The sequence below is a fragment of the Pseudomonas sp. WS 5051 genome (assembly GCF_012985715.1).
Taxonomy (GTDB): Bacteria; Pseudomonadota; Gammaproteobacteria; order Pseudomonadales; family Pseudomonadaceae; genus Aquipseudomonas; species Aquipseudomonas bubulae.
Map to the genome: position 1 here is coordinate 216702 of NZ_JAAQWV010000007.1, position 24598 is coordinate 241299.

21 protein-coding genes are annotated in these 24598 nt (G+C 59.7%); 15 read left to right on the top strand and 6 right to left on the bottom strand.

Annotated elements, in window-relative coordinates:
- The first annotated feature begins 1 nt into the window (after nucleotide 1).
- The 15 genes from rsmH to lpxC all read left to right on the top strand — a co-directional run bounded on the left by rsmH (nucleotide 2) and on the right by lpxC (nucleotide 17370).
- Nucleotides 2–943 (top strand): 16S rRNA (cytosine(1402)-N(4))-methyltransferase RsmH, encoded by a 942-nt coding sequence (rsmH, locus tag HBN79_RS13970; RefSeq protein WP_095020423.1) that lies wholly within the window; start codon nucleotides 2–4, stop codon nucleotides 941–943.
- Nucleotides 940–1233, top strand: a complete 294-nt coding sequence (ftsL, locus tag HBN79_RS13975) for a cell division protein FtsL (protein ID WP_019823808.1) — start codon at nucleotides 940–942, stop codon at nucleotides 1231–1233. Before rsmH ends, ftsL begins: the two co-directional genes overlap by 4 nt.
- Nucleotides 1233–2978: a penicillin-binding transpeptidase domain-containing protein gene (locus HBN79_RS13980; protein WP_169916836.1), complete on the top strand. Its 1746-nt coding sequence runs from the start codon at nucleotides 1233–1235 to the stop codon at nucleotides 2976–2978. Before ftsL ends, HBN79_RS13980 begins: the two co-directional genes overlap by 1 nt.
- Nucleotides 2978–4441 (top strand): UDP-N-acetylmuramoyl-L-alanyl-D-glutamate--2,6-diaminopimelate ligase, encoded by a 1464-nt coding sequence (locus HBN79_RS13985; protein ID WP_095018296.1) that lies wholly within the window; start codon nucleotides 2978–2980, stop codon nucleotides 4439–4441. The genes HBN79_RS13980 and HBN79_RS13985 overlap by 1 nt, the downstream gene beginning before the upstream one ends.
- Entirely contained in the window at nucleotides 4434–5801 is a 1368-nt protein-coding gene (murF, locus tag HBN79_RS13990) for a UDP-N-acetylmuramoyl-tripeptide--D-alanyl-D-alanine ligase (RefSeq protein WP_095031982.1), read from the top strand. Before HBN79_RS13985 ends, murF begins: the two co-directional genes overlap by 8 nt.
- The gene (gene mraY, locus HBN79_RS13995) at nucleotides 5801–6883 is read left to right on the top strand and encodes a phospho-N-acetylmuramoyl-pentapeptide-transferase (RefSeq protein WP_095001537.1); all 1083 of its coding nucleotides are present in this window, start codon (nucleotides 5801–5803) and stop codon (nucleotides 6881–6883) included. Before murF ends, mraY begins: the two co-directional genes overlap by 1 nt.
- Before the next feature lie 5 nt (nucleotides 6884–6888).
- Entirely contained in the window at nucleotides 6889–8235 is a 1347-nt protein-coding gene (murD, locus tag HBN79_RS14000) for a UDP-N-acetylmuramoyl-L-alanine--D-glutamate ligase (protein ID WP_095038590.1), read from the top strand.
- Nucleotides 8235–9446, top strand: a complete 1212-nt coding sequence (gene ftsW, locus HBN79_RS14005) for a putative lipid II flippase FtsW (RefSeq protein ID WP_165446512.1) — start codon at nucleotides 8235–8237, stop codon at nucleotides 9444–9446. Before murD ends, ftsW begins: the two co-directional genes overlap by 1 nt.
- A complete protein-coding gene (gene murG, locus HBN79_RS14010; protein WP_095026394.1) occupies nucleotides 9436–10506 on the top strand; it encodes an undecaprenyldiphospho-muramoylpentapeptide beta-N-acetylglucosaminyltransferase in 1071 nt (356 codons plus the stop codon). Before ftsW ends, murG begins: the two co-directional genes overlap by 11 nt.
- Nucleotides 10499–11959, top strand: a complete 1461-nt coding sequence (gene murC, locus HBN79_RS14015) for a UDP-N-acetylmuramate--L-alanine ligase (protein ID WP_095001533.1) — start codon at nucleotides 10499–10501, stop codon at nucleotides 11957–11959. The genes murG and murC overlap by 8 nt, the downstream gene beginning before the upstream one ends.
- Nucleotides 11956–12912 carry a D-alanine--D-alanine ligase gene (locus HBN79_RS14020; protein ID WP_088379010.1) on the top strand — a complete coding sequence of 319 codons (957 nt, stop codon included), beginning with the start codon at nucleotides 11956–11958 and terminating at the stop codon, nucleotides 12910–12912. The genes murC and HBN79_RS14020 overlap by 4 nt, the downstream gene beginning before the upstream one ends.
- Before the next feature lie 4 nt (nucleotides 12913–12916).
- Nucleotides 12917–13783 (top strand): cell division protein FtsQ/DivIB, encoded by an 867-nt coding sequence (locus HBN79_RS14025; protein WP_095001532.1) that lies wholly within the window; start codon nucleotides 12917–12919, stop codon nucleotides 13781–13783.
- A gap of 15 nt (nucleotides 13784–13798) precedes the next feature.
- On the top strand, nucleotides 13799–15058 hold the full coding sequence (ftsA, locus tag HBN79_RS14030; RefSeq protein WP_016779533.1) for a cell division protein FtsA: 1260 nt from the start codon (nucleotides 13799–13801) through the stop codon (nucleotides 15056–15058).
- A 73-nt stretch (nucleotides 15059–15131) separates the two neighbouring features.
- On the top strand, nucleotides 15132–16346 hold the full coding sequence (gene ftsZ, locus HBN79_RS14035) for a cell division protein FtsZ (protein ID WP_095001531.1): 1215 nt from the start codon (nucleotides 15132–15134) through the stop codon (nucleotides 16344–16346).
- Between the two features lie 112 nt (nucleotides 16347–16458).
- Nucleotides 16459–17370, top strand: a complete 912-nt coding sequence (gene lpxC / locus HBN79_RS14040; RefSeq protein ID WP_019823785.1) for a UDP-3-O-acyl-N-acetylglucosamine deacetylase — start codon at nucleotides 16459–16461, stop codon at nucleotides 17368–17370.
- Between the two features lie 50 nt (nucleotides 17371–17420).
- Here lpxC and HBN79_RS14045 read toward each other — a convergent pair whose 3' ends face one another.
- From HBN79_RS14045 to HBN79_RS14070, 6 genes are all read right to left on the bottom strand, one after another.
- On the bottom strand, nucleotides 17421–18965 hold the full coding sequence (locus tag HBN79_RS14045; protein ID WP_306452947.1) for a sensor domain-containing diguanylate cyclase: 1545 nt from the start codon (nucleotides 18963–18965) through the stop codon (nucleotides 17421–17423).
- 35 nt (nucleotides 18966–19000) lie between these two features.
- Complete coding sequence (locus HBN79_RS14050; protein ID WP_169916811.1) at nucleotides 19001–20494, bottom strand: GGDEF domain-containing protein; 1494 nt, start codon at nucleotides 20492–20494, stop codon at nucleotides 19001–19003.
- Nucleotides 20495–20579: 85 nt separating this feature from the next.
- Nucleotides 20580–21899, bottom strand: coding sequence for an OprD family porin (locus tag HBN79_RS14055; protein ID WP_095031980.1), 1320 nt, complete (start codon nucleotides 21897–21899; stop codon nucleotides 20580–20582).
- A gap of 191 nt (nucleotides 21900–22090) precedes the next feature.
- Nucleotides 22091–22315 carry a hypothetical protein gene (locus tag HBN79_RS14060; protein WP_095001528.1) on the bottom strand — a complete coding sequence of 75 codons (225 nt, stop codon included), beginning with the start codon at nucleotides 22313–22315 and terminating at the stop codon, nucleotides 22091–22093.
- 229 nt (nucleotides 22316–22544) lie between these two features.
- Nucleotides 22545–23888: a heavy metal sensor histidine kinase gene (locus HBN79_RS14065; RefSeq protein WP_169916837.1), complete on the bottom strand. Its 1344-nt coding sequence runs from the start codon at nucleotides 23886–23888 to the stop codon at nucleotides 22545–22547.
- A 28-nt stretch (nucleotides 23889–23916) separates the two neighbouring features.
- Nucleotides 23917–24591: a heavy metal response regulator transcription factor gene (locus HBN79_RS14070; RefSeq protein ID WP_169916812.1), complete on the bottom strand. Its 675-nt coding sequence runs from the start codon at nucleotides 24589–24591 to the stop codon at nucleotides 23917–23919.
- Nucleotides 24592–24598 lie beyond the last annotated feature (7 nt).

The following is a 24598-nucleotide window of genomic DNA, read 5'->3' on the forward strand; positions in this document are numbered from 1 at the left end:
TATAGATAGCGGCTTCAACCACATCACCGTACTGCTCGACGAAGCCGTAGAGGCTCTCGCCGTACGCCCTGATGGATGCTATCTGGATGGCACCTTCGGTCGCGGCGGACATAGCCGCCTGATACTCCAGAAGCTGGGCCCTGAGGGGCGTCTGCTCGGGTTCGATAAAGATCCACAAGCGATTGCCACCGGGCAAGCGCTGGCGGCCGAAGACGGCCGCTTTGTCATTGTGCAGCGCAGTTTTGCGGAAATGGGATCCGAAATTGCCGAGCGCGGTCTGGCTGGCAAGGTCGACGGCGTGTTGCTTGATCTGGGTGTCTCCTCACCACAGCTTGACGACCCGGAGCGCGGCTTCAGCTTTATGAATGACGGCCCGCTGGACATGCGTATGGACCCTGATCGCGGTATCAGCGCGGCCGAGTTCGTCAACACTGCCTCCCAGGAGGAAATTGCCCGCGTATTCAAGGAATACGGCGAAGAGCGGTTTTCCGGTCGCATGGCCCGTGCGGTTGTCGAACGTCGCGATATCAAGCCGTTCGAGCGTACAGGCGACCTGGCCGAAGTGCTGAAAGTGGCCAACCCGGCCTGGGAGAAGGGCAAGCACCCGGCGACCCGCACTTTCCAGGGCCTGCGCATTCATGTGAACAACGAACTGGGTGACCTTGAGGCTGGCCTTGAAGCTGCCCTTGAGTCCCTGGCTATCGGCGGCCGCTTGGTCGTTATCAGCTTCCACTCGCTGGAAGACCGCATCGTCAAACTGTTTATGCGCAAACTGGTCAAGGGCGAGCCCGACAACCTGCCGCGCGGCTTGCCCGTGCAGCACGTTGCCTTCGAACCGAAGATCAAGATTCATGGCAAGGCACAGACCGCGTCCGATGCCGAACTCAAAGCCAATCCGCGCTCGCGCAGCGCTGTCATGCGCGTCGCGGAGAAGCTTCGTTGAACAAGCTCTTCGCCAAACCACTTCCCGGCGGAAGTTTTTTCATGCTGCTGTTGTTTATTGGCGTGCTGGTTTCGGCTGTGGGCGTTTCGTATAGCGCCCACTGGAACCGCCAGTTGCTCAACACCCTGTACGGGGAGCTGAGCGTACGGGACAAGGCGCAGGCCGAATGGGGCCGCCTGATTCTCGAGCAGAGCACCTGGACTGCCCATAGCCGCATCGAAACCCTGGCCAGCGAACAACTGAAGATGCGCATTCCTGGCGCAGCAGAAGTTCGAATGGTGGCGCCATGATCAAACTCGAAGGCGCGCTCTATCCGTGGCGTTTTCGTGTGGTGCTGGCATTGCTGGCACTGCTGGTAGGTGCAATCGCGTGCCAGATCGTTTATCTGCAAGTTATCGACCATGACTTCCTCAAGGGCCAGGGCGATGCTCGCAGCTTGCGGCATATCCCTATCCCTGCACACCGTGGCCTGATTACCGACCGCAATGGCGAGCCCTTGGCCGTGAGCACGCCGGTGACCACCCTGTGGGCCAATGCCAAGGAAATGCAGGTTGCCAAAGACCGTTGGCCAGCCCTGGCACACGCGCTTGGGCAAGACCCCAAGGTGCTGACCGCACGCCTGGAACAGCAAGCCAACAAAGAATTTATCTATCTGGTGCGGGGCCTGACTCCCGAGCAGGGCCAGGTGGTGCTCGACCTCAAGGTGCCGGGTGTTTATGGCATTGAAGAGTTCCGCCGTTTCTACCCAGCGGGTGAGGTGACGGCGCATATGGTCGGCTTTACCGATATCGACGATAAAGGACGCGAAGGCGTCGAACTGGCCTATGACGAATGGCTGGCCGGGGTGCCGGGCAAGCGGCAAGTGATCAAGGACCGGCGCGGGCGTCTGATCAAAGACGTGCAAGTGACCAAAAACGCCAAGGCCGGCAAGACCTTGGCGTTGTCGATTGACCTGCGCCTGCAATACCTGGCCAACCGCGAACTGCGCAATGCGCTGGTCGAGAACGGCGCCAAGGCTGGCAGCCTGGTGATCATGGATGTGAAGACCGGCGAGATTCTGGCCATGGTCAACCAGCCCACCTACAACCCGAATAACCGTCGCAACCTGCAACCGGCGATGATGCGTAACCGCGCCATGATCGACGTGTTCGAGCCGGGCTCGACGGTCAAACCGATCTCCATGAGTGCCGCCCTGGAAACCGGGCGCTGGAAACCCACCGACAAGGTTGAGGTGTACCCGGGCACTTTGCAGCTGGGCAAATACACCATTCGTGACGTATCGCGCACTGAAGGTCCGGTCCTCGACCTGACCGGCATCCTGATCAACTCCAGTAACGTGGGGATGAGCAAGGTGGCCTTCGATATCGGCGGTGAAGCGATCTTCCGCCAGATGGCCAAGATGGGCCTGGGCCAGGACACCGGTCTGGGCTTCCCGGGCGAGCGTGTGGGCAACCTGCCCAACTACCGTGAATGGCGCAAGGCGGAAACCGCGACCCTGTCTTACGGCTACGGCGTGTCCGTGACCGCGATCCAGCTGGTGCATGCCTTCTCGGCCCTGGCCAACAACGGCAAGCTCGCTCCGCTGACCCTGCTCAAGACAGACAAGGACAAACCTGTTCAGGCCGCTCAGGTCATGCCGGAGCAAGTCGCCAAGACGCTGCAGGGCATGCTCCAGGAAGTAATCGAAAACCCGCGTGGTGTATGGCGTGCCAAGGTTCCGGCGTATCACGTCGGCGGCAAGTCGGGTACGGCGCGTAAAACCACGGGTGGTGGCGTAAAAGGCTACGCAGTGAACTCCTACCGTTCCCTGTTTGCCGGCTTTGGTCCCATGAGCGACCCGCGTTACGCGATCGTCGTGGTGATCGATGAGCCGAGCAAGGCGGGCTACTTCGGTGGTCTGGTTTCGGCACCGGTATTCAGCAAAGTCATGTCCGGCACGCTGCGTCTGATGAACGTGATCCCGGATAACCTGCCAACGGCAGCGGAGCAACAAGCAGCGGCAGCCGCTGCAGCAGCCAAAGGAGGGCGTGGCTAATGTCCCTGAGCCTGAACAAGATTTTCCCTCACGCCGGTCACGATCTGCTGATCCGTGAACTGACCCTCGACAGCCGCAATGTACGCGCAGGTGATCTGTTCCTTGCGGTGCCTGGCGGCAAGCTCGATGGTCGTGAACATATCGCTGACGCCCTTAAGCGCGGCGCTGCTGCCGTGGCCTATGAAGTGGACGGCGCTGATGTGCTGCCTATCTCTGCCGTGCCGCTGATTCCGGTCAAGGGCCTTGCGGCCCAGCTGTCGGATATCGCCGGGCGTTTTTATGGTGAGCCCAGCCGGCATCTGAATCTGGTAGGTGTCACTGGCACCAACGGCAAAACCAGCGTCACTCAGCTGGTGGCCCAGGCGCTTGACCTGCTGGGTCAGCACTGCGGCATCGTCGGCACCTTGGGCACCGGTTTTTATGGTGCGCTGCAAAGCGGTCGTCACACCACGCCAGACCCGATTGCCGTACAGGCCATGCTCGCCGACCTGAAAAAGGCCGGGGCCAAAGCGGTAGCGATGGAGGTTTCTTCCCATGGCCTGGATCAGGGGCGCGTCAGTGCGTTGGCATTTGACGTCGCCGTGCTGACCAACCTGTCCCGCGACCATCTGGATTACCACGGCACGATGGAGGCTTACGCCGCCGCCAAGGCCAAGTTGTTTGCCTGGCCGGACCTGCGCTGCCGGGTGCTGAACCTGGACGATGAATTTGGCCGCCAACTGGCCGCTGAAAAGCATGAGTCGCGCCTGATCAGCTATAGCCTTGAGGACACAGGGGCCACCCTGTACTGCCGTGATGCCATCTTTGATGATGACGGTGTGCGGGCCACCGTAGTGACGGCGCAAGGCGAGCATCTGTTGCGCAGCTCGCTGCTGGGACGCTTCAACCTGAGCAACGTACTGGCTGCCGTTGGCGCCTTGCTTGGGCTGGACTACCCGCTGGACGAAATTCTCAAAGTGCTGCCCAAGCTGGAAGGCCCGGTCGGTCGCATGCAGCGTTTGGGTGGCGGCAACAAGCCGCTGGTGGTGGTCGACTACGCCCACACCCCGGATGCACTGGAAAAAGTACTGCTGGCCCTGCGCCCGCATGCCAAAGGTCAGTTGCTGTGCCTGTTTGGCTGCGGCGGCGACCGTGACCGCGGCAAGCGTCCGTTGATGGCGCAGGTGGTTGAGCGTTTGGCTGATGGTGTTCTGGTGACTGACGACAACCCGCGCACCGAAGCACCGGGGCAAATTTTTGATGATATTCGTGAGGGTTTTGTCGCGCCGCAGGACGTCACTTTTGTCGCCGGTCGCGGTGATGCCATTGCGCAGTTGATCGCCGGTGCCAGCGCCGCTGACGTAATCGTGCTGGCGGGTAAAGGTCATGAGGACTATCAGGAAATCAACGGCGAACGCCATGACTTCTCTGATCTGGTCGAAGCCGAAAAAGCCTTGAACACCTGGGAGGCTGCCCATGCTTAAGCCTCTGTTGCTCAGTGAAGTGGCTGCTGCCCTGCAGGGGCGTGTGGTCGATGTCGACTGCCGTTTCAGCGGGGTCAGCATCGACAGCCGGGCGATCAGCAAGGGTCAGCTGTTTATTGCGCTGACCGGCCCGCGTTTCGATGGCCACGACTACCTCAATGAAGTGGCTGCCAAGGGCGCCGTTGCCGCGCTGGTTGAGCGCGAAGTGCCGGAGTCGGCGCTGCCACAGCTGGTGGTCAAGGACACCCGCGAAGCTTTGGGTCGCCTGGGTGCGCTCAACCGTGCCGGCTACGACAAGCCGGTGGCGGCGATTACCGGCTCAAGCGGCAAGACCACGGTCAAAGAAATGCTCGCCTGCATTCTGCGCACCCGTGGCCCGGTGCTGGCGACCAAAGGCAACCTGAACAACGATCTGGGCGTGCCGTTGACGCTGCTGGAACTGACAACTGAGCACACGGCTGCGGTTATTGAGCTGGGCGCTTCACGCCTCGGCGAAATTGCCTACACCGTGGCCATGACCCAGCCCCATGTCGCCGTGCTCAACAATGCCGGTACTGCCCACGTGGGCGAGTTCGGTGGCCCGGATAAAATCGTCGAAGCCAAGGGCGAAATCATCGAAGGGCTGAAGGCTGACGGAATCGCTGTCCTGAATCTGGATGACAAGGCATTCGCCATCTGGAAGAACCGGGCAGCGGGGCGCAAGGTGCTGAGTTTTGCCTTGAACAACCCTCAAGCCGATTTTTATGCCAGCGATCTGAGCCGTGACGCTCGCGGTTGCCCGGGCTTCACCTTGCACAGCCCGCTGGGTAGCGAGCAGGTCCAACTTAACCTGTTGGGCACCCACAACGTGGCCAACGCACTGGCCGCTGCGGCAGCTGCTCACGCCCTCGGCGTGTCGCTGTTTGGTATCAAAACCGGCCTTGAAGCCGTGTTGCCGGTAAAAGGTCGCGCTGTCGCGCAATTGACCGCCGCGGGCCTGCGAATTATTGATGACACTTACAACGCAAACCCCACCTCAATGTGCGCTGCCGTTGATATACTCGCCGCCTTTTCCGGCCGCACCGTCCTGGTGCTCGGAGATATTGGCGAACTGGGTGAGTGGGCGGAGCAAGGACATCGTGAAGTAGGCGCTTATGCCGCCGACAAAGTTTCAGCGCTCTATGCGGTGGGACCCATGATGGCTCATGCCGTCACTGCTTTTGGACACCAGGCTCGTCACTTCGCCAATCAGGCTGACCTGATCAAGGCGCTTCGCGCTGAGCACGAAACAAACACCACTATTTTGATCAAGGGCTCGCGCAGCGCTGCGATGGAAAACGTCGTTGCGGCTTTGTGCGGTTCCAGCGGGGAGAAACATTAATGCTGCTGCTGCTAGCGGAGTATCTGCAACAGTTCCATAAAGGCTTCGCGGTCTTCCAGTACCTGTCCCTGCGCGGGATCCTCGGGGTGCTGACCGCGTTGACCTTGTCGCTGTGCCTGGGGCCGTGGATGATCCGCACCCTGCAAAACCGTCAGATCGGCCAGTCGGTACGTAATGACGGCCCACAATCGCACCTGTCCAAATCGGGCACTCCGACCATGGGCGGCGCGTTGATCCTGTCGGCCATCGCCATCAGCACCCTGTTGTGGGCTGACCTGAGCAACCGTTATGTGTGGGTCGTGCTGATCGTGACCCTGTTGTTCGGCGCCATCGGCTGGGTGGATGACTACCGCAAGGTAATCGAAAAAAACTCCCGTGGCTTGCCAAGCCGCTGGAAGTATTTCTGGCAGTCGGTGTTCGGTCTGGGCGCGGCGATCTTCTTGTACGTGACGGCGCCAAGCGCGGTAGAAACCACGCTGATCCTGCCCATCCTCAAGGACGCCAGCATTCCGCTGGGCATCGGCTTTGTTGTTCTCACCTACTTTGTGATCGTGGGTTCGAGCAATGCGGTCAACCTGACTGACGGCCTCGATGGCCTGGCGATCATGCCCACCGTGATGGTCGGCGGTGCGCTGGGTATCTTCTGCTACCTGTCGGGCAACGTGAAATTTGCCGACTACCTGCTGATCCCTTATGTACCGGGCGCGGGTGAGTTGATTGTGTTCTGCGGCGCATTGATTGGCGCCGGTCTCGGGTTCCTGTGGTTCAACACCTACCCGGCACAAGTCTTTATGGGTGATGTCGGCGCACTGGCGCTGGGCGCAGCCCTGGGCACTATCGCCGTGATCGTGCGCCAGGAAATCGTGTTGTTCATCATGGGCGGTGTGTTCGTGATGGAAACCCTGTCCGTGGTGATCCAGGTAGCGTCCTTCAAGTTGACCGGCAAGCGGGTGTTCCGCATGGCGCCGATTCATCACCACTTTGAACTCAAAGGCTGGCCTGAGCCACGTGTGATCGTCCGCTTCTGGATCATTACCGTGATTCTCGTACTGGTCGGCCTTGCCACACTGAAGCTGAGGTAGAACCTGTGTCTCTGATCGCTTCTGACCACTTCCGCATCGTTGTCGGCCTCGGCAAGAGCGGCATGTCCCTGGTGCGCTTCCTGGCGCAACGGGGCGTGTCGTTTGCCGTGGCAGATACGCGGGAAAACCCGCCGGAGCTTGCCACGCTGCGCCGTGACTACCCGCAAGTGGAAGTGCGTTGTGGCGAGCTGGATGTCGAATTCCTGTGCCGCGCCGACGAGCTTTACGTGAGCCCCGGCCTGGCCCTGGCGACTCCGGCGCTGCAAGCTGCTGCTGCCCGCGGCGTGAAACTGTCGGGCGACATCGACCTGTTCGCGCGTAACGCGAAAGCGCCTATCGTGGCAATCAGTGGTTCCAACGCCAAAAGCACCGTGACCACCCTGGTCGGCGAAATGGCTGCGGCAGCCGGCAAGCGCGTTGCGGTGGGTGGCAACCTTGGCACGCCGGCACTGGACCTGCTCAGCGATGATATCGAGCTGTACGTGATGGAGCTGTCGAGCTTCCAGCTGGAGACCACCAACCAGCTGGGTGCTGAAGTGGCCACAGTGCTCAATGTCAGCGAAGACCATATGGACCGCTACAGCGGCCTGCCTGCGTACCACCTGGCCAAGCACCGGATCTTCCGTGGCGCCCGGCAGGTGGTGGTCAATCGTCAGGATGCCCTGACCCGCCCGCTGATGAGCGAAGGTCAGCCGTGCTGGACTTTCGGCCTCAGCGCGCCGGACTTCAAGGCCTTCGGCCTGCGTGAAGAAAATGGCGAAAAATACCTCGCTTTCGAATTCCAGAACCTCATGCCCGTGCGCGAGCTGAAAGTGCGTGGCGCACATAATCAGGCCAATGCCCTGGCTGCCCTGGCGCTGGGTCACGCGGTTGGTCTGCCGTTCGACGCCATGCTCGCCAGCCTGCGCAATTTCACCGGTCTTGAGCATCGCTGTCAGTGGGTGCGCGAGCTGGATGGCGTGAGCTACTACAACGACTCCAAGGCCACCAACGTCGGCGCGGCACTGGCTGCTATCGAAGGGCTGGGGATGGACATGGATGGCAAGCTGATCCTTATCGCCGGCGGCGACGGCAAGGGCGCGGATTTCAGCGGCTTGCGTGATTCGGTTGCCAAGCACTGCCGCGTGGCAGTGTTGATAGGTCGTGATGCGGGGCTGATAGCCGACGCCCTTGGCGATGCCGTGCCGCAAGTGCGTGCCGGTTCGCTGGACGAAGCCATCGCACTGAGCCGCTCACTGGCGCAATCGGGTGATGCAGTCTTGCTGTCGCCAGCCTGCGCCAGTTTCGACATGTTCAAAAACTACGAAGAGCGCGGCCAGTTGTTCGCTCGCGCCGTGGAGGTGCTGGCATGATGTTCGGCATCCTCAAGCCTTATCCTTCACCGCTGATTACGGGCCGTGGCATCGACCTCGACTTCCCGTTGCTCGCCGGTTGCCTGGCCTTGCTCGGTCTGGGGCTGGTGATGATCACTTCGGCTTCGTCCGAAGTGGCGGCGTTGCAGTCGGGCAACACCCTGTACCACATGATCCGCCACCTGTTTTACATCGTGCTCGGCCTGGGCGCATGCATCATGACCATGATGGTGCCGATCGCGACCTGGCAACGCATGGGCTTCATGTTGCTGATCGGTGCATTCGGTTTGCTGGTGGCCGTACTGATCCCGGGCATTGGCCGTGAGGTAAACGGCTCGATGCGCTGGATCGGTTTCAGCTTCTTCAACGTGCAGCCTTCGGAGATCGCCAAGGTCTTTGTGGTGATCTACCTGGCGGGCTACCTGGTGCGTCAGCAGAAGGAAGTGCGGGATAGCTGGATGGGCTTTTTCAAGCCATTTATCGTGCTGCTGCCAATGGCCGGCCTGCTGCTGATGGAGCCCGACTTCGGAGCCACGGTTGTGATGATGGGCGCCGCTGCTGCCATGCTGTTTCTCGGTGGTGTCGGCCTGTTCCGTTTCGCTCTGATGGTGGCGCTGGCTGTCGGCGCGGTGTTCGTGCTGGTACAGGCACAGCCTTACCGCATGGCGCGTTTGATTACCTTTACCGACCCGTGGTCCGACCAGTTCGGCTCCGGCTACCAGTTGACCCAGGCCCTGATCGCCTTCGGTCGCGGCGAGTGGTTTGGTGTCGGTCTGGGCAACAGTGTGCAGAAGCAGTTCTACCTGCCTGAAGCACATACCGACTTCGTGTTTTCGGTACTGGCAGAAGAGCTGGGTGTTGTCGGCTCGCTGCTGACCGTGGCCCTGTTCGTATTTGTGTGTGTGCGCGGCATGTACATCGGCATGTGGGCCGAGCGCGCCAAGCAGTATTTCTCGGCTTATATGGCCTACGGCCTGTCGTTCCTGTGGATCGGCCAGTTCCTGATCAATATCGGGGTAAACGTCGGCTTGTTGCCAACCAAGGGCCTGACCCTGCCGTTCCTCAGTTATGGCGGCAGCTCGCTGGTGATTTGCTGCGTGTGCATGGGGCTGTTGCTGCGCATCGAGTGGGAGAGTCGAACCCACCTGGGCAGTGAAGAGACCGATTTCAAAGAAAGCGACTTTGCAGAGGAGCCGACCCATGGGCGCTAACGTGCTGATCATGGCGGGCGGCACCGGTGGCCACGTGTTCCCGGCGCTGGCTTGCGCCCGCGAATTCGAAGCCCGCGGCTACACCGTGCACTGGCTCGGTACGCCCCGTGGCATCGAGAATGAACTGGTCGAGCCTGCCGGTTTCAAACTGCACCTGATTAACGTGGCGGGCCTGCGTGGCAAGAGCAAGCTGTCGTTGCTCAAGGCCCCTTTTGTACTGCTCAAGGCGCTGTTTCAGGCGCGCAGGATCATTCGTCAACTCAAGCCGGTGTGTGTGCTGGGTTTTGGCGGTTACGTGACCGGGCCTGGCGGCCTGGCGGCGAAAACCTGCGGTGTACCGGTGATCATTCACGAGCAGAACGCGGTAGCCGGTACGGCCAACCGCCTGCTGGTGCCGATGACCAGCCGGGTGTGCGAAGCCTTTCCCGGCACCTTTGCAGCCTCGCAGACGCTGCGTAGCACCGGTAATCCGGTACGCCCCGAGCTGTTTACCCTGGCGCCTCGGGCTGCGCTCGAAGGGCGCAAGGCGCGCTTGCTGGTACTGGGCGGCAGCCTCGGCGCCGAGCCGTTGAACAAGTTGTTGCCTGAAGCGCTGGCCAAGGTCCCGGCTGACGTTCGCCCTGAAGTGTTTCACCAGGCCGGCAAGCAGCATGACCGGATTACCGCCGAGCGCTATGTCGCGGTCGGCGTCGAGGCTGACGTACAGCCTTTTATCAAGGATATGGCCCATGCCTATGGCTGGGCCGACCTGGTGGTTTGTCGCGCAGGCGCGCTGACCGTCAGTGAACTGGCTGCGGCCGGTCTGCCTTCGCTGCTGGTGCCATTGCCCCACGCGATCGATGACCATCAGAGCCGTAACGCCGACTTTTTGGCACGCGAGGGCGCAGCCTTCCTGATGCCGCAAGCGACAACTGGCGCAGCCGAACTGGCTGCACGCCTGACAGAGGTTTTGATGCAACCGGAACGACTCAACAGCATGGCGGCCAATGCCCGCCGCCTGGCCAAACCCGATGCGACCCGCAACGTTGTAGATATCTGCCTGGAGGTGGCCAATGGTTGAGAATCAAAAAGCTATGCCACAACCGGAAATGCGCCGTATCCGTCGCATCCACTTCGTCGGTATCGGCGGTGTGGGAATGTGCGGTATCGCCGAAGTGTTGCTGAACCTGGGCTATGAAGTGTCGGGCTCGGACCTGAACGCTTCGCCTGTGACCGAGCGGCTCGAGTCCTTCGGCGCACACATTTATATCGGCCACCGCGCCGAGAACGCTGCCAACGCCGATGTGCTGGTGGTATCGAGTGCCGTGAATACCTCCAACCCCGAGGTTGCGAGCGCACTTGAGCGCCGCATTCCGGTGGTGCCTCGTGCCGAGATGCTGGCCGAGCTGATGCGCTATCGCCACGGTATCGCTGTTGCCGGTACCCACGGCAAAACCACTACCACCAGCTTGCTGGCCTCGGTGTTCGCGGCCGGTGGCCTGGACCCGACGTTCGTGATCGGTGGCCGCCTGAATGCAGCCGGTACCAATGCACAACTGGGTACCAGCCGTTACCTGATTGCCGAAGCTGATGAAAGCGATGCCAGCTTCCTGCATCTGCAGCCGTTGGTGGCGGTGGTCACCAATATTGACGCCGACCATATGGCGACCTACGAAGGCGACTTCAACAAGCTGAAGAAGACCTTCGTCGAGTTCCTGCACAACCTGCCGTTCTACGGCTTGGCCGTGCTGTGCCTGGACGATCCGGTGGTGCGTGAAATCCTGCCGCTGGTCAAGCGTCCGACCGTGACCTACGGCTTCAGCGAAAACGCTGACGTACGCGCGATCAATGTGCGCCAGCAGGGCATGCAAACCTTCTTCACCGTGTTGCGCCCTGACCGCGAGCCGCTGGATGTGTCGGTGAACATGCCGGGCAACCACAACGTGCTCAATGCCCTGGCCACCATCTGCATAGCCTCTGATGAAGGCATCAGCGATGAAGCCATCGTTCAGGGCCTGTCGGGCTTTGAAGGGGTGGGGCGACGCTTCCAGGTTTATGGCGAGCTGCCAGTTGATGGCGGCAGCGTGATGCTGGTCGATGACTACGGTCACCACCCGACCGAAGTCGCCGCGGTGATCAAGGCCGTACGTGGTGGCTGGCCGGAACGTCGCCTGGTGATGGTGTACCAGCCGCACCGTTTCAGCCGCACCCGTGACCTGTACGACGATTTCGTCCAGGTCCTGGCCGATGCCAACGTATTGCTGTTGATGGAAGTCTACCCGGCTGGCGAAGAGCCGATTCCCGGGGCTGACAGCCGCCAGCTATGCCACAGCATCCGTCAGCGCGGCCAGCTGGACCCGATCTACATCGAGCGCGGCGTCGAGCTGGCGCCGATCGTCAAGCCGCTGCTGCGCGCTGGCGACATTCTGTTGTGCCAAGGGGCGGGCGATATCGGCCGTCTGGCACCGCAACTTATCAAGAGCCCGCTGTTCGCCGGCGCTGTTGCCGCTACCAGTGAAGGAAAGTTGAAATGACTGCTGCCTATGCCAATCTGTTCTCGACCATTGCCCCAGCCGATTTCGGCCGTGTGGCCGTGTTGTTCGGCGGCAAAAGCGCTGAGCGTGAAGTCTCGTTGAAGTCGGGCAATGCCGTGCTGGGCGCGCTGCAAAGCGCCGGTGTGGATGCCTTCGGTATCGATGTGGGCGATGACTTCATCACCCGTATCACCAGCGAAAAAATCGACCGCGCGTTCATCATCCTTCATGGTCGTGGCGGTGAAGACGGCAGCATGCAAGGCCTGCTGGAGTGCCTGGGCATTCCTTACACCGGCAGCGGCATCCTCGCGTCGGCCCTGGCCATGGACAAGCTGCGCACCAAACAGGTGTGGCACAGCCTGGGTATTCCAACGCCACGTCACGCAGTATTGAGCAGCGAAGCCGATTGTATTTCTGCGGCCAAGGAACTGAGCTTCCCTTTGATCGTCAAACCGGCTCATGAAGGTTCAAGTATCGGTATGGCCAAAGTGAGTAACGTGGACGAGTTGATCGTCGCGTGGGCCGATGCCAGCAAGTACGACTCGCAAGTGTTGGTTGAGCAGTGGATCACAGGTCCCGAGTTCACCATCGCCACCCTGCGTGACCAGGTGTTGCCACCGATTGCCCTGGGTACGCCCCACAGTTTTTACGACTACGACGCCAAGTACGTGGCCAACGATACCCAGTATCGGATCCCGTGCGGCCTCGACAGTGCCAAGGAACAGGAGCTCATGGACCTCACGGCGAAAGCCTGCGAGGCGATCGGCATTGCCGGTTGGGGGCGTCTGGACGTGATGCAGGACACCGCAGGCCAGTTCTGGCTGCTGGAAGTCAACACCGCGCCGGGCATGACCGATCACAGCCTGGTGCCGATGGCGGCCAAGGCGGCGGGTCTGGATTTCCAACAGCTGGTGCTGTCGATTCTGGCGGCAAGTTTAGAGGCGCGGGGTTAAGTCCATGCAAGGTGCATCGCTTCGTCATCAACCACCCGCTCCCGGCCGCAAGCCGGTGCCGCGTGGCGCCAGCCGGATGGTGGCGAAAGAGCCGATGTCGGTGCGTTTGCCAAAAGCCAATTTCGGCTTTTTGAAAGCGTTGTTCTGGCCGGTGCTGCTGGTGGCGTTGGGTTATGGCACCTATGAAGGTGCGCAGCGCCTGATGCCCTATGCCGATCGCCCGATCACCAATATCAACGTGCAGGGCGATTTGACCTATATCAGCCAGCAAGCCGTGCAGCAGCGCATTGCCCCTTATGTGGCAGCGAGCTTCTTCACCGTAGACCTGGAAGGCATGCGCACCGAGCTCGAGCAGATGCCCTGGATCGCCCACGCCGAAGTCCGTCGCGTGTGGCCCGACCAGGTGGTGATTCGCCTTGAAGAGCAACTGCCGGTTGCGCGTTGGGGGGATGAGGCACTGTTGAACAACCAGGGCCAGGCGTTCACCCCGCGTGAGCTGGCCAATTACGAACATTTGCCGCAGCTGTTTGGTCCACAACGGGCTCAGCAGCAGGTGATGCAGCAGTATCAGGTGTTGAGCCAGATGCTGCGTCCGATGGGCTTTTCCATAGCCCGGCTGGAGTTGCGTGAGCGCGGTAGCTGGTTCCTGACCACTGGAGCCGGTAGTGCAGGGCCCGGGATCGAGCTGTTGTTGGGGCGCGATCATCTGGTAGAAAAAATGCGTCGCTTCATAGCCATCTATGAAAAAACGCTGAAAGAACAGATTACAAACATAGCGCGCATCGATTTGCGTTATGCCAACGGATTGGCCGTCGGCTGGCGGGAACCTGTGGCACCCACGATAGCCCAACCCGCTGTCGCGAAGAATTAAGAAGAGGCAGGACCCATGGCAAATGTGCAAAGCGGCAAAATGATCGTCGGCCTCGATATCGGCACCTCCAAGGTGGTTGCGCTGGTAGGCGAGGTCGGTGAAGACGGCACGATCGAAATCGTCGGTATTGGCACGCACCCGTCCCGTGGCCTGAAGAAAGGCGTGGTGGTGAACATCGAGTCCACCGTGCAATCGATCCAGCGCGCCATCGAAGAAGCGCAGCTGATGGCCGGTTGCCGGATTCACTCGGCATTTGTCGGCGTGGCCGGCAATCACATCCGCAGCCTGAATTCCCACGGCATCGTGGCGATTCGTGATCGTGAAGTCAGCACCGCCGACCTTGAGCGCGTCCTCGACGCCGCCCAGGCTGTCGCGATCCCGGCTGACCAGCGTGTGCTGCACACCCTGGCGCAGGACTATGTGATCGATAACCAGGAAGGCGTACGTGAGCCACTGGGCATGTCGGGCGTACGTCTTGAAGCCAAGGTTCACGTCGTGACCTGCGCCGTGAATGCCGCGCAAAACATCGAGAAGTGTGTACGCCGCTGTGGCCTTGAGGTGGACGACATCATCCTTGAGCAGTTGGCATCGGCTTACTCGGTACTGACCGATGATGAAAAGGAACTGGGCGTTTGCCTGGTTGATATCGGCGGCGGCACCACCGACATCGCGATCTTCACCGAAGGTGCGATTCGCCATACGGCAGTGATCCCGATTGCCGGTGACCAGGTGACCAACGACATCGCCATGGCGCTGCGTACACCAACGCAATATGCCGAAGAAATCAAGATTCGTTACGCCTGTGCACTGGCCAAACTGGCCGGTGCCGGCGAAACCATCAAGGTGCCAAGCGTGGGCGATCGCCCACCCCGTGAACTGTCCCGTCAGGCCCTGGCCGAAGTGGTCGAGCCGCGTTACGACGAGCTGTTCACCCTGATTCAGGCCGAGCTGCGTCGCAGCGGTTACGAAGACCTGATTCCGGCGGGCATCGTGTTGACCGGTGGTACTTCAAAGATGGAAGGCGCGGTCGAACTGGCCGAAGAGATCTTCCACATGCCGGTCCGTCTGGGTGTGCCGCACAGTTTCAAGGGCCTCACCGACGTTGTGCGCAATCCGATTTATTCCACCGCTGTGGGCTTGTTGTTGTACGGGCTGCAAAAGCAGTCAGACGGTATTTCGATATCGGGTATCAGCAACCGCGACAACTACAGCAGTGACGAACAAAAAGCCCCTGTGCTTGAGCGCCTCAAGCGCTGGGTACAGGGCAACTTTTAAAGCTTGAGCTGTAAACAGATTCAAAGCGGTAGAAGTAGGCGAAAAAAACTAGAGAAATGAAAGGAGAGGGACCATGTTCGAACTCGTAGACAACATCCCGCAAAGCCCGGTAATCAAAGTTATCGGTGTTGGTGGTGGCGGTGGCAATGCTGTTAACCACATGGTTAAGAGCAACATCGAAGGCGTGGAATTCATCTGCGCCAACACAGACGCACAAGCGCTCAAAAGCATTGGTGCGCGTACCATCCTGCAACTGGGCACTGGCGTGACCAAGGGCCTGGGTGCCGGCGCGAACCCTGAGGTCGGTCGTCAGGCTGCCCTGGAAGACCGCGAGCGTATCGCTGAAGTGTTGCAGGGCACCAACATGGTGTTCATCACCACGGGCATGGGCGGTGGTACCGGTACCGGTGCTGCGCCGATCATTGCCGAAGTGGCCAAGGAAATGGGCATCCTCACCGTTGCGGTGGTGACCCGTCCGTTCCCGTTCGAAGGTCGCAAGCGCATGCAGATCGCCGACGAAGGTATTCGTCTGCTGTCCGAAAGCGTCGATTCGTTGATTACGATTCCGAACGAAAAACTGCTCACCATCCTGGGTAAAGACGCAAGCCTGCTGTCTGCGTTCGCCAAGGCCGATGACGTACTGGCCGGTGCCGTTCGCGGTATCTCCGACATCATCAAGCGTCCGGGCATGATCAACGTCGACTTTGCCGACGTACGCACCGTGATGAGCGAAATGGGCATGGCGATGATGGGCACTGGCTGCGCCAGCGGTCCGAACCGTGCACGTGAGGCCACCGAAGCGGCCATTCGCAACCCGTTGCTCGAAGACGTGAACCTGGAAGGCGCTCGCGGCATCCTGGTAAACATCACCGCCGGCCCTGACCTGTCCCTGGGTGAGTACTCCGACGTGGGCAGCATCATCGAAGCCTTCGCTTCGGAACACGCAATGGTCAAGGTCGGTACTGTTATCGATCCGGACATGCGTGACGAGCTGCATGTCACCGTGGTTGCTACCGGTCTGGGTGCAAAAATCGAGAAGCCGGTCAAGGTTGTCGACAACACCCTGCAGGCTTCGTACGCAGCTTCGGCAGCACACAGCGCCCCTGTTCGTCAGGAAACCCGTACCGAGCGTCAGGAACAACCGGTGGTCAACTACCGTGATCTGGATCGCCCGACCGTGATGCGCAACCAGGCCCAGCAAGGCGCGACGACTGCTGCCAAGCTCAATCCGCAAGATGATCTGGATTACCTGGACATCCCGGCTTTCCTGCGTCGCCAGGCTGATTAATGAAATCAATCAGGGGTATTAAGGTGATTGGTGTTCAGCAAAGGCTCGGTCTGCTATTATCGCCAGCCTTTGTTGATACCAGTTCGCAATTTGCGCTGAAGCGGCCAATGCCATGATTAAACAACGCACCCTGAAAAATATTATCCGTGCCACAGGTGTCGGCCTGCACTCCGGTGAGAAGGTCTACCTGACCCTCAAGCCTGCGCCTGTGGACACCGGCATCGTGTTTTGTCGTGCAGACCTTGACCCTGTTGTGCAGATCCCTGCGCGCGCGGAAAACGTCGGCGAGACGACGATGTCGACCACGCTGGTCAACGGCGATGTAAAAGTAGACACGGTAGAGCACCTGCTCTCGGCCATGGCTGGCCTGGGGATCGATAACGCCTACGTCGAACTCTCCGCGTCTGAAGTCCCGATTATGGACGGTAGCGCCGGACCTTTCGTGTTCTTGATTCAATCTGCCGGCCTGGAAGAACAGGACGCGCCGAAGAAGTTCATCCGCATCCTGCGTGAAGTGACAGTGGAAGATGGCGACAAGCGCGCCACTTTCGTCCCTTTCGAAGGCTTCAAGGTGAGCTTCGAGATCGATTTCGATCACCCGGTTTTCCGTAACCGCACCCAAAGTGCAACCGTGGATTTTTCCAGCACTTCGTTTGTAAAAGAAGTCAGCCGCGCGCGTACCTTTGGTTTCATGAGTGATATCGAGTACCTGCGCAAGCACAACCTCGCACTCGGCGGTAGCGTGGAAAACGCCATCGTGGTCGACGCGGATGGTGTACTGAACGAAGACGGCCTTCGCTATGAAGACGAATTCGTGAAGCACAAGATCCTCGATGCAATTGGCGACCTTTACCTGTTGGGCAATAGCCTGATCGGTGAATTCAAGGGCTTCAAGTCTGGCCATGCACTGAACAACCAGCTGATTCGCAAGCTGCTTGAACAGACCGATGCGTGGGAAGTCGTGACCTTTGAAGATGCCAGCACTGCACCGATTTCGTATATGCGTCCGGTTGCGGCAGTTTAAGTAAAACTTCTTTCTCTAGTTTTTGAAGGCCACCCTCGGGTGGCCTTTTTTTATGTTTCGTTTTTAGGTTTCAGCGCATTCAGGCCGGTTTCATTGATATCCATCACCCGATTGCGCCCGCGTTTTTTGGCCTGATAAAGCGCTTTGTCGGCAGTGCTGAGCAGTTCTTCCCGGTCGTCGCCGGGTTTGGCGTAGCGGGTGCAGGCGCCCAGGCTCACAGTGAGCTTTTTGGTGGTGGGGTCGACCGGCTCCATTTGCTCAACCGCGGCGCGAATTTTTTCTGCCAGCAGGCGCGTGCCTGCCGCGTCGGTTTCGGTCAGTACTACCGCGAATTCTTCACCACCGTAGCGGGCCACCAGGTCGGCGGGGCGTCGCACATTGGCCTTGATGACCCGGGCGACCTGGCGCAGGGCCTCATCCCCTGCCTGATGACCATAAGCATCGTTGAAGGGCTTGAAGTGGTCGATATCAATCATGATCAGTGACAGCGGCGCGCCTGTACGTTGTGCGCGGCGCCATTCCAGATCCAGGGTCTTGTCCAGCATGCGCCGGTTGGCCAGTCCGGTCAGCGGGTCGGTGGCGGCCATGGCGGCGAGTTCGCCTTCGGCGCGCTGGCGCAGGCGCAATTCGCGTACCAGCAACCAGGTCAGCCACAGCAGGCCCAGGCACAGCAGCAGGGTTGCGCTGCCGATCAACAGGGCCGTGTGTCGCCAGTTGCTGAATATATGCTCGGTGGACAAAGCCACCACCACCAGCAAGGGTAACTCGCTGATCTGGGCGAAGTTGTAGAGGCGCTGCAGGTGATAGATACCGGACACGGCGGTAAAGCTGCCGTGGCGCTCGGTCAGAAAACGCAGGAAGATCGGCGTGTGCCCTAGGTCCTGGCCGGTATAGAACATGGTGGTGGCCGGGTACTGGATCAGCATGATGCCTTCGCTGCTGACCAGGCTGATATTACCCTTCGGGCCCAGGTCCAGGCCGCGAAACAGGTTCTGGAAGTAGCTCATCTTCATCAGGGCCACGGCGACGCCGCCAAACCTGCCGTCCGGGGTAGTGATCCTGCGGCTGAGTACCAGGCTCCAGTCATTGGGGGCATCGCTGGCAGGCAAGGGGCGGCTGATAAAGATGCCTTCATTTTGCCCCTTGAGATGAACCTTGAACCAGGACTGTTGGCGAGCGTTGTTGAGCAGGGGCTCGACCGGGCGTGAGCCGGCAATCACCTTGCCGTCGGCATCCAGCACAAAAAAACCGGCATTGGACGGCGCCTCGGCCGCTCTGTCGAAAAGCAGGGGTTGTTGTGTCTGCGGCGAAAGCGAGGCCAGCGCCTGGCTTTGCACCAGGCTGACCAGGCTGTTGAGCGCCGAGTCATAGGTGGAAATGGTATTGCGGATATCACGGCTGATCAGCTGCACGATATTCAAGGCAGAGCGAGCCGCATCATCTTCGGTATTGCGGTATTCCCTGACCAGCAGGTAGCCGACGATGTTCACAATCGCAACCACCGACAAGGCGCTGGCCCAGACCAGCATGCGGCGGGTGATAACCGGTGTGCGCAGATGATATTTAATGGCTTGACCCTCTGAAGAAAAAACCATGTACAGCGGGCCTTTCATTCAAGGCTGGCACTCACTCAGGACAACTCTGCTGCACTGATTACGCAATTGCGCCCGGCCTTCTTGGCCTGATACAGGGCCTGATCGGCGCTGTTGATCAAGCCTGCTAGCTGGTCGTCCGGTTTAACCTGGCGGGTACTGACCCCCATGCTGGTGGTGAGCCGGCGATGGGAGGGCGTTAACGGTTCCAGTTGTTCGACGGCCTGGCGGATGCTCTGTGCCAGGTTGTACGCGCCACTGGCATCGGTATCGCTCAGCACCACTGCAAACTCTTCGCCACCATAACGGGCCGCCAGATCGGTGGAACGGTGCATGCACTGCTGGATAGTCCGTGCCACACGTTTCAAAGCCTCGTCACCGTCCTGATGGCCATAGGTGTCGTTGAAATTCTTGAAATGGTCAATGTCAAACATGATCAGCGACAGCGGCTTGCCTGAGCGCTGCGCCCGCCGCCATTCCTGTTCCAGGGTCTGGTCCAGCTTGCGGCGGTTGGCCAGCCCGGTCAGCGGGTCGGTGGTTGCCAGCGCCTCGAGCTGGCGCTCGGCACGTTGACGCAAATGCAATTCACGGCCCAGCAGCCAGGTGAGCGTAAGCAGGGCGCTACACAACAATAGCGTACCGATACCGACCAAAATGGCGTTGCGCCTCCAGGCGCTGAACACATCCTCAGTGGCCAGTGAGACCACCACAATCAACGGCAGGTCACCGACCTCGGAAAAATTGTACAGCCGCTCATCGCCATCAATGCTGGAGAGGGCGATAAAACTGCCTCTGTGTTCTTGCAGAAAGCGGACAAACACGGGGTTGTTGCTCAGGTTGGTGTGCGCGTCGGCGGATGCCGGTTCCGGATGCTGGGTCAGTGGCGTGCCATCGGTACTGATCAGGCGGATAAACCCATGGGGTTCCAGGTCGAGCCTCTGGAACAGGGTCTTGAAATAATCCAGCTTCATCTGCGCCACAGCGACGCCGAGAAAGCTACCGTCTGGCCCGGAAATCCGCCGGCTGAAGCTGATGCAGCACATACCATCGTTTTGGGCTGAGTCAAAAGGGTGGGAGATAAACAGGTTGGGGCTGTCCGACTCCCGGTGTTCCACAAAACTTGGCCAGTGGCTGAAGTTTTCTTTGGGGCTGACTTCAGTGCGTGAGTCGGCGACCAGGTCGCCTTGGGCATTGAGCAGGTAAAAGCCGCCATTGGCCGGGGTCTGTTCGGCTTTATCGAACAACAGCATATGTTTCAGCGGCAGGGAGACACTGTTCAGGTCGCTGCGTTTAGATACGTCGATCAGTGCGTTGAGCGCTGAGTCGTAGAGATTTACCGTGTTTTGAACGTCACGCCCGACCAACTGCACGATATTGAGGGAAGTGCGGATGGCGGCCAGTTCTGCGGTGCGGTGTTCGCGTACCAGCAGGAAGCTGACGATGCTCAGAATGGCAATGATTGAAACGCTTGTGGCGCCGATCAGCAGGCGTAGGGTCAGCACGTTACTGCGCAAGATATGCTTGATGGCCATGCTCATTGTCGCCCTGGGTTCGGCCCCATAAAATGAACGCAATCATATGAAAAGGCCAGCTTTACGCTGGCCCTTTGTTCATGGATTAAAACACATCAATAGGATAGTCGATGATCACCCGATACTCATCCACATCGCTGTCCACGCTCTGGTAGGCCGTGTTGCCGCGGTTGGTGGCCCAGCGCAGGGTCACTGCCAGATCCTTGGCTTTGCCTTCCTGGATCACGTACTTGAGGCCCAGGTCGCGTTCCCAGTGATGGGCGTTCTTGCCTTCCGGGTTGTACCAGTTGCTGTAGCCGATGCTGTCGGGGTCGGCCTTGGTCAGGTCCAGCTCACCCCGTGAATACGACGCACTGGCGGTCAGGCCGGCGATTCCGAGGCCGGCAAAGTCATACTCATATTGCAGCTTCCAGGAACGCTCGTTCGGGCCGTTGAAGTCCGAATATTGCTGCGAGTTGTCCAGGTAAACGCTGTCGCCCTGATAGATATAGTCGAAAGGCGTGTTGCCATTGACCCGCTGGTACACCGCGGTCACCTTGTGGCCGTCAATGCCGAGGGCCAGGTGCAGGCTGAAGGTGTTGTTGTCGATATCGCCCAGCAGGGCCTTGCCGGTGTCCTGGGTGTGATAGTAGTGCAGGCCGGGGTTGAGGGTGATGCCCTCGCTCATCTCCCAGGTGTAGTCAAAGTCGTAGTAGTACTGGTTCCAGATATCCTGCAACTGGGCGGCGTAGAGGTTGCTGGTGATTTCTGGCACGCCGCTCCAGGACGCGCCGGCCCAGGTGATGTGCTTGCTGCTTTGATCGCCCAGGTCACCGTAGGTGGTGGTCAGGCGGCGCATGCCACTCTGGTTGTAAGGTTTTTCAAAACTGACCTGGCCGCCTTCGAACATCCAGCCTTCGAAGCTGGTGTTGGTCAGGCTGACACCGCGAAAGGTCTGCGGCAACATGCGGGTTTCACCGCCGGCTATTACCGGATTGGTGAGGAACATATCACCGGCTTTGAGCTCGGTATCGAAGGCGCGGATTTTCAGTGCGGCACCGGCAGACGAAAAGGCGGTAGGCGCTTTGCCGTTGCCATCACTGACTGGCAGGATGCTGCTGCCATCGGTGCCACCACCGCCATCGAGCTTGAGCCCGAGCAAGGCGTAGGCATCCAGGCCGAAGCCTACCGTACCCTGGGTGAAGCCCGACTCGAACTTGCCGACAAAACCCTGGCCCCATTCCTTGCTGTCATCAGCATGGGGGCTGCGGATATCGTGGTTCATATAGTAATTGCGGGCGTGGATCTTAAGGCTGGAACCTTCGATAAAACCGTCTTTGGTTGAGTCTTCGTCGGCGTGGGCGTAGGTGGGGATCGTTGCAGCCAGGGCAATGAATAACGGACTGAGTTTGTGTGAGTACTTCACCAGTTTGTTGCTCCTTGAAAGTGGCGGCAGTTTTTATTTTCTTTGCAAATTCTGTTCTTGTTCGAAGGGCTCCCAGTGTTGGCAGCGCTTTTTTTAAAACAAAAAAAAGCCGCTATGATAGCGGCTTTTGAAACAGTCAGTCACATGTGTGACAGATGACCGACTGGGTCGGGAAGTCTGCGAGTGAGCAATCAGCTGTCTTTGGCTTGATCGGAAACACTGGCTTTTGCCTGTGTAGGCTGCGGTTTTGCGTCGTTTTGATGGCGTGCTGTCAGCTCTGCCTGATGCTGTTCAAACGATGCCGCGCGGGCCGCATTTTGTGCGACGAATGCAGGGGACTCTTCCGCCATGGCCAAAGGCGACAACAACAAAGACGACAAAACGAAAACGCTAGCCATACCCATACTGCTGGACATTTCAAAGACCTTCTTGCTTAGCAAGTGCTGTGTGATGGGTTAAATCTATAGCGCCAGGCAGGGGCGAAAAAGCCTTGTTTTAGACAAGGACTTTTGCGTTTTGAGTAACAAATGCGAGGGCCGTGGACTAGAGCCTCGGCAGCTACAGGAAAACTGCAACTGTGGGAGCGAGCCTGCTCGCTCCCACAATAGGGCTTGACCTGCAACAGAGTATCTACAGTGCTACAGGTCAAGCGGGCAGATCCAACCCGAACGTATTGCGCCCGCCGTCGCTGTGCACAAACACCTCGCCGCCATGCATCTGTGCAATCGCCTTGACGATGGCCAACCCCAGCCCGTGGTTGGCACCGCTGTTGTGGCGGGCCGCGTCCACCCGGTAGAAACGCTCGAACAAGCGCGGCAAGTGTTCTGCGGCAATCGGTAGGCCGGGGTTGCTGATGCTGATTATGGCCCGCCCGGAATTCTGCTCGATCGACACCTCGATCGTTTGCCCGGCTTCGGTGTGCTGCACGGCATTGTTCAGCAAGTTGATCAGCGCCCGGCGCAGGTGGGGTTTTTCGATATTGACCCGGGCATCGCCGCTGACCCGCACCACAACCCGGGCGTCTTCAAGAATAAACTCCAGATACTCCAGGGTGGTCGCCACTTCATCAGCCAGGGAGGCGCTCGACAGCTTGCAGGCCTTGCTGCCCTGATCGGCGCTGGCCAGGAACAGCATGTCGTTGATGATGCTGCGCAGGCGCTCAAGCTCTTCGAGGTTCGACTGCAGCACTTCAAAGTAATGCTCGGCCGAACGCCCCCGCGTCAGCGCCACCTGGGTCTGGCCAATCAGATTGGTCAGCGGCGAACGCAGTTCATGGGCCACATCCGCATTGAATGACTCCAGCCGGGTCCAGGCCTGCTCGACGCGGTCCAGGGTCGAATTGAAGGCACTGACCAGTTGGTCCAGCTCCGGAGCCAGCGGTGCCAGGTGCAAACGCCCCGACAGGCGCGGTGGAGCCAGCTTTTGCGCTTCTTCAGACAGCTTGATCAGCGGCTTGAGGCCGATGTGCGCCACCCAATAGCCGAGCAATGAGGCCAGCAGTACGCCAATCGTTGCCAGACTTATCAGGGCAAGCAGCAAGTGATGCTGGGTCTGGCGAAAGGTCTGGGTATCGATGGCAATCAAAAAGCGCAGCGCCGGGCGCTGCTCTTTGGCTGGAATTTCGCTGATCAATACTTTGAACGGGTAGGCCTGGCCGGGCAGGCGCAAGTCCCGCACGCCCACGGGTCCTTGGGCAAATTTGCGCACGGCTGCCTCGGGGTTGCCGTACTCATAGGCCGGGTCTGAACTGATCGCCCAAAACCGGATGCGTTTGTCCTCTTCGCTGAGCAGCTTGAGCTTGGTGCTCATCTTGGCCCAGTGCTCGGCGTTGCCGTAGCGGTTGATCGATGACTCAAGCACGCTGTAGCGGGCATCCAGCTCTGCTTCAGGCAGGCGGCCGATACTTTTGTCGACCTGCTGGTACAGCGCTCCACCAATCAGCACAAACACCAGCAACGCCACCAGGGCGAACATTGCGCTCAGGCGCATGGCGATGGAGTTCAGGGCGGCGGGGCGCTTAAACACTGCGCCGCTCCAGCACGTAGCCCATGCCGCGAATGGTGTGCAGCAGCTTGTGTTCGAATGGCCCGTCGAGCTTGGCGCGCAAGCGCTTGATCGCCACTTCGACCACGTTGGCGTCACTGTCGAAATTGATGTCCCAGACCATCTCGGCAATGGCGGTCTTGGACAGGATCTCGCCCTGACGACGGGCCATCACGCTGAGCAATGAAAACTCCTTGGCGGTCAGGTCCAGGCGGGCTCCGGCGCGGCTGGCCTTGCGGCTGATCAGATCTATCCACAGGTCGTCGACGGTCACTTGCACCGGTTCGTGACCGCCGCTGCGGCGGGTCAGGGCTTGCAGGCGGGCGACCAGCTCCAGGAACGAGAACGGTTTGCCCAGGTAATCGTCAGCGCCTTCGCGCAACCCGCGTATGCGGTCTTCCACCCGTTCGCGGGCGGTGAGCATGATCACCGGGGTTTGCTTGCGCGCGCGCAAGGCCCGCAGTACGCCAAAGCCATCGAGGCCAGGCAGCATCACATCGAGCACGATCACGGCGTAATCGCTCTCCATTGCCAGGTGCAGACCTTCGATGCCGTCGCGGGCCACATCCACTGTGTAACCCTGCTCGGTCAGGCCGCGGTGCAGGTAGTCGGCGGTTTTTTCTTCATCTTCAATAATCAGAACGCGCATGACCCGC

Excerpts from the sequence above, each read along its gene's own strand:
- HBN79_RS13985 (WP_095018296.1), top strand. The coding sequence starts at position 2,978 with ATGTCCCTGAGCCTGAACAAGATTTTCCCTCACGCCGGTCACGATCTG.
- murF (WP_095031982.1), top strand. The coding sequence starts at position 4,434 with ATGCTTAAGCCTCTGTTGCTCAGTGAAGTGGCTGCTGCCCTGCAGGGG.
- mraY (WP_095001537.1), top strand. The coding sequence starts at position 5,801 with ATGCTGCTGCTGCTAGCGGAGTATCTGCAACAGTTCCATAAAGGCTTC.
- ftsW (WP_165446512.1), top strand. The coding sequence starts at position 8,235 with ATGTTCGGCATCCTCAAGCCTTATCCTTCACCGCTGATTACGGGCCGT.
- murG (WP_095026394.1), top strand. The coding sequence starts at position 9,436 with ATGGGCGCTAACGTGCTGATCATGGCGGGCGGCACCGGTGGCCACGTG.
- murC (WP_095001533.1), top strand. The coding sequence starts at position 10,499 with ATGGTTGAGAATCAAAAAGCTATGCCACAACCGGAAATGCGCCGTATC.
- HBN79_RS14020 (WP_088379010.1), top strand. The coding sequence starts at position 11,956 with ATGACTGCTGCCTATGCCAATCTGTTCTCGACCATTGCCCCAGCCGAT.
- HBN79_RS14025 (WP_095001532.1), top strand. The coding sequence starts at position 12,917 with ATGCAAGGTGCATCGCTTCGTCATCAACCACCCGCTCCCGGCCGCAAG.
- ftsA (WP_016779533.1), top strand. The coding sequence starts at position 13,799 with ATGGCAAATGTGCAAAGCGGCAAAATGATCGTCGGCCTCGATATCGGC.
- ftsZ (WP_095001531.1), top strand. The coding sequence starts at position 15,132 with ATGTTCGAACTCGTAGACAACATCCCGCAAAGCCCGGTAATCAAAGTT.
- lpxC (WP_019823785.1), top strand. The coding sequence starts at position 16,459 with ATGATTAAACAACGCACCCTGAAAAATATTATCCGTGCCACAGGTGTC.
- HBN79_RS14045 (WP_306452947.1), bottom strand. The coding sequence starts at position 18,965 with ATGGTTTTTTCTTCAGAGGGTCAAGCCATTAAATATCATCTGCGCACA.
- HBN79_RS14050 (WP_169916811.1), bottom strand. The coding sequence starts at position 20,494 with ATGGCCATCAAGCATATCTTGCGCAGTAACGTGCTGACCCTACGCCTG.
- HBN79_RS14060 (WP_095001528.1), bottom strand. The coding sequence starts at position 22,315 with ATGTCCAGCAGTATGGGTATGGCTAGCGTTTTCGTTTTGTCGTCTTTG.
- HBN79_RS14065 (WP_169916837.1), bottom strand. The coding sequence starts at position 23,888 with ATGCGCCTGAGCGCAATGTTCGCCCTGGTGGCGTTGCTGGTGTTTGTG.
- HBN79_RS14070 (WP_169916812.1), bottom strand. The coding sequence starts at position 24,591 with ATGCGCGTTCTGATTATTGAAGATGAAGAAAAAACCGCCGACTACCTG.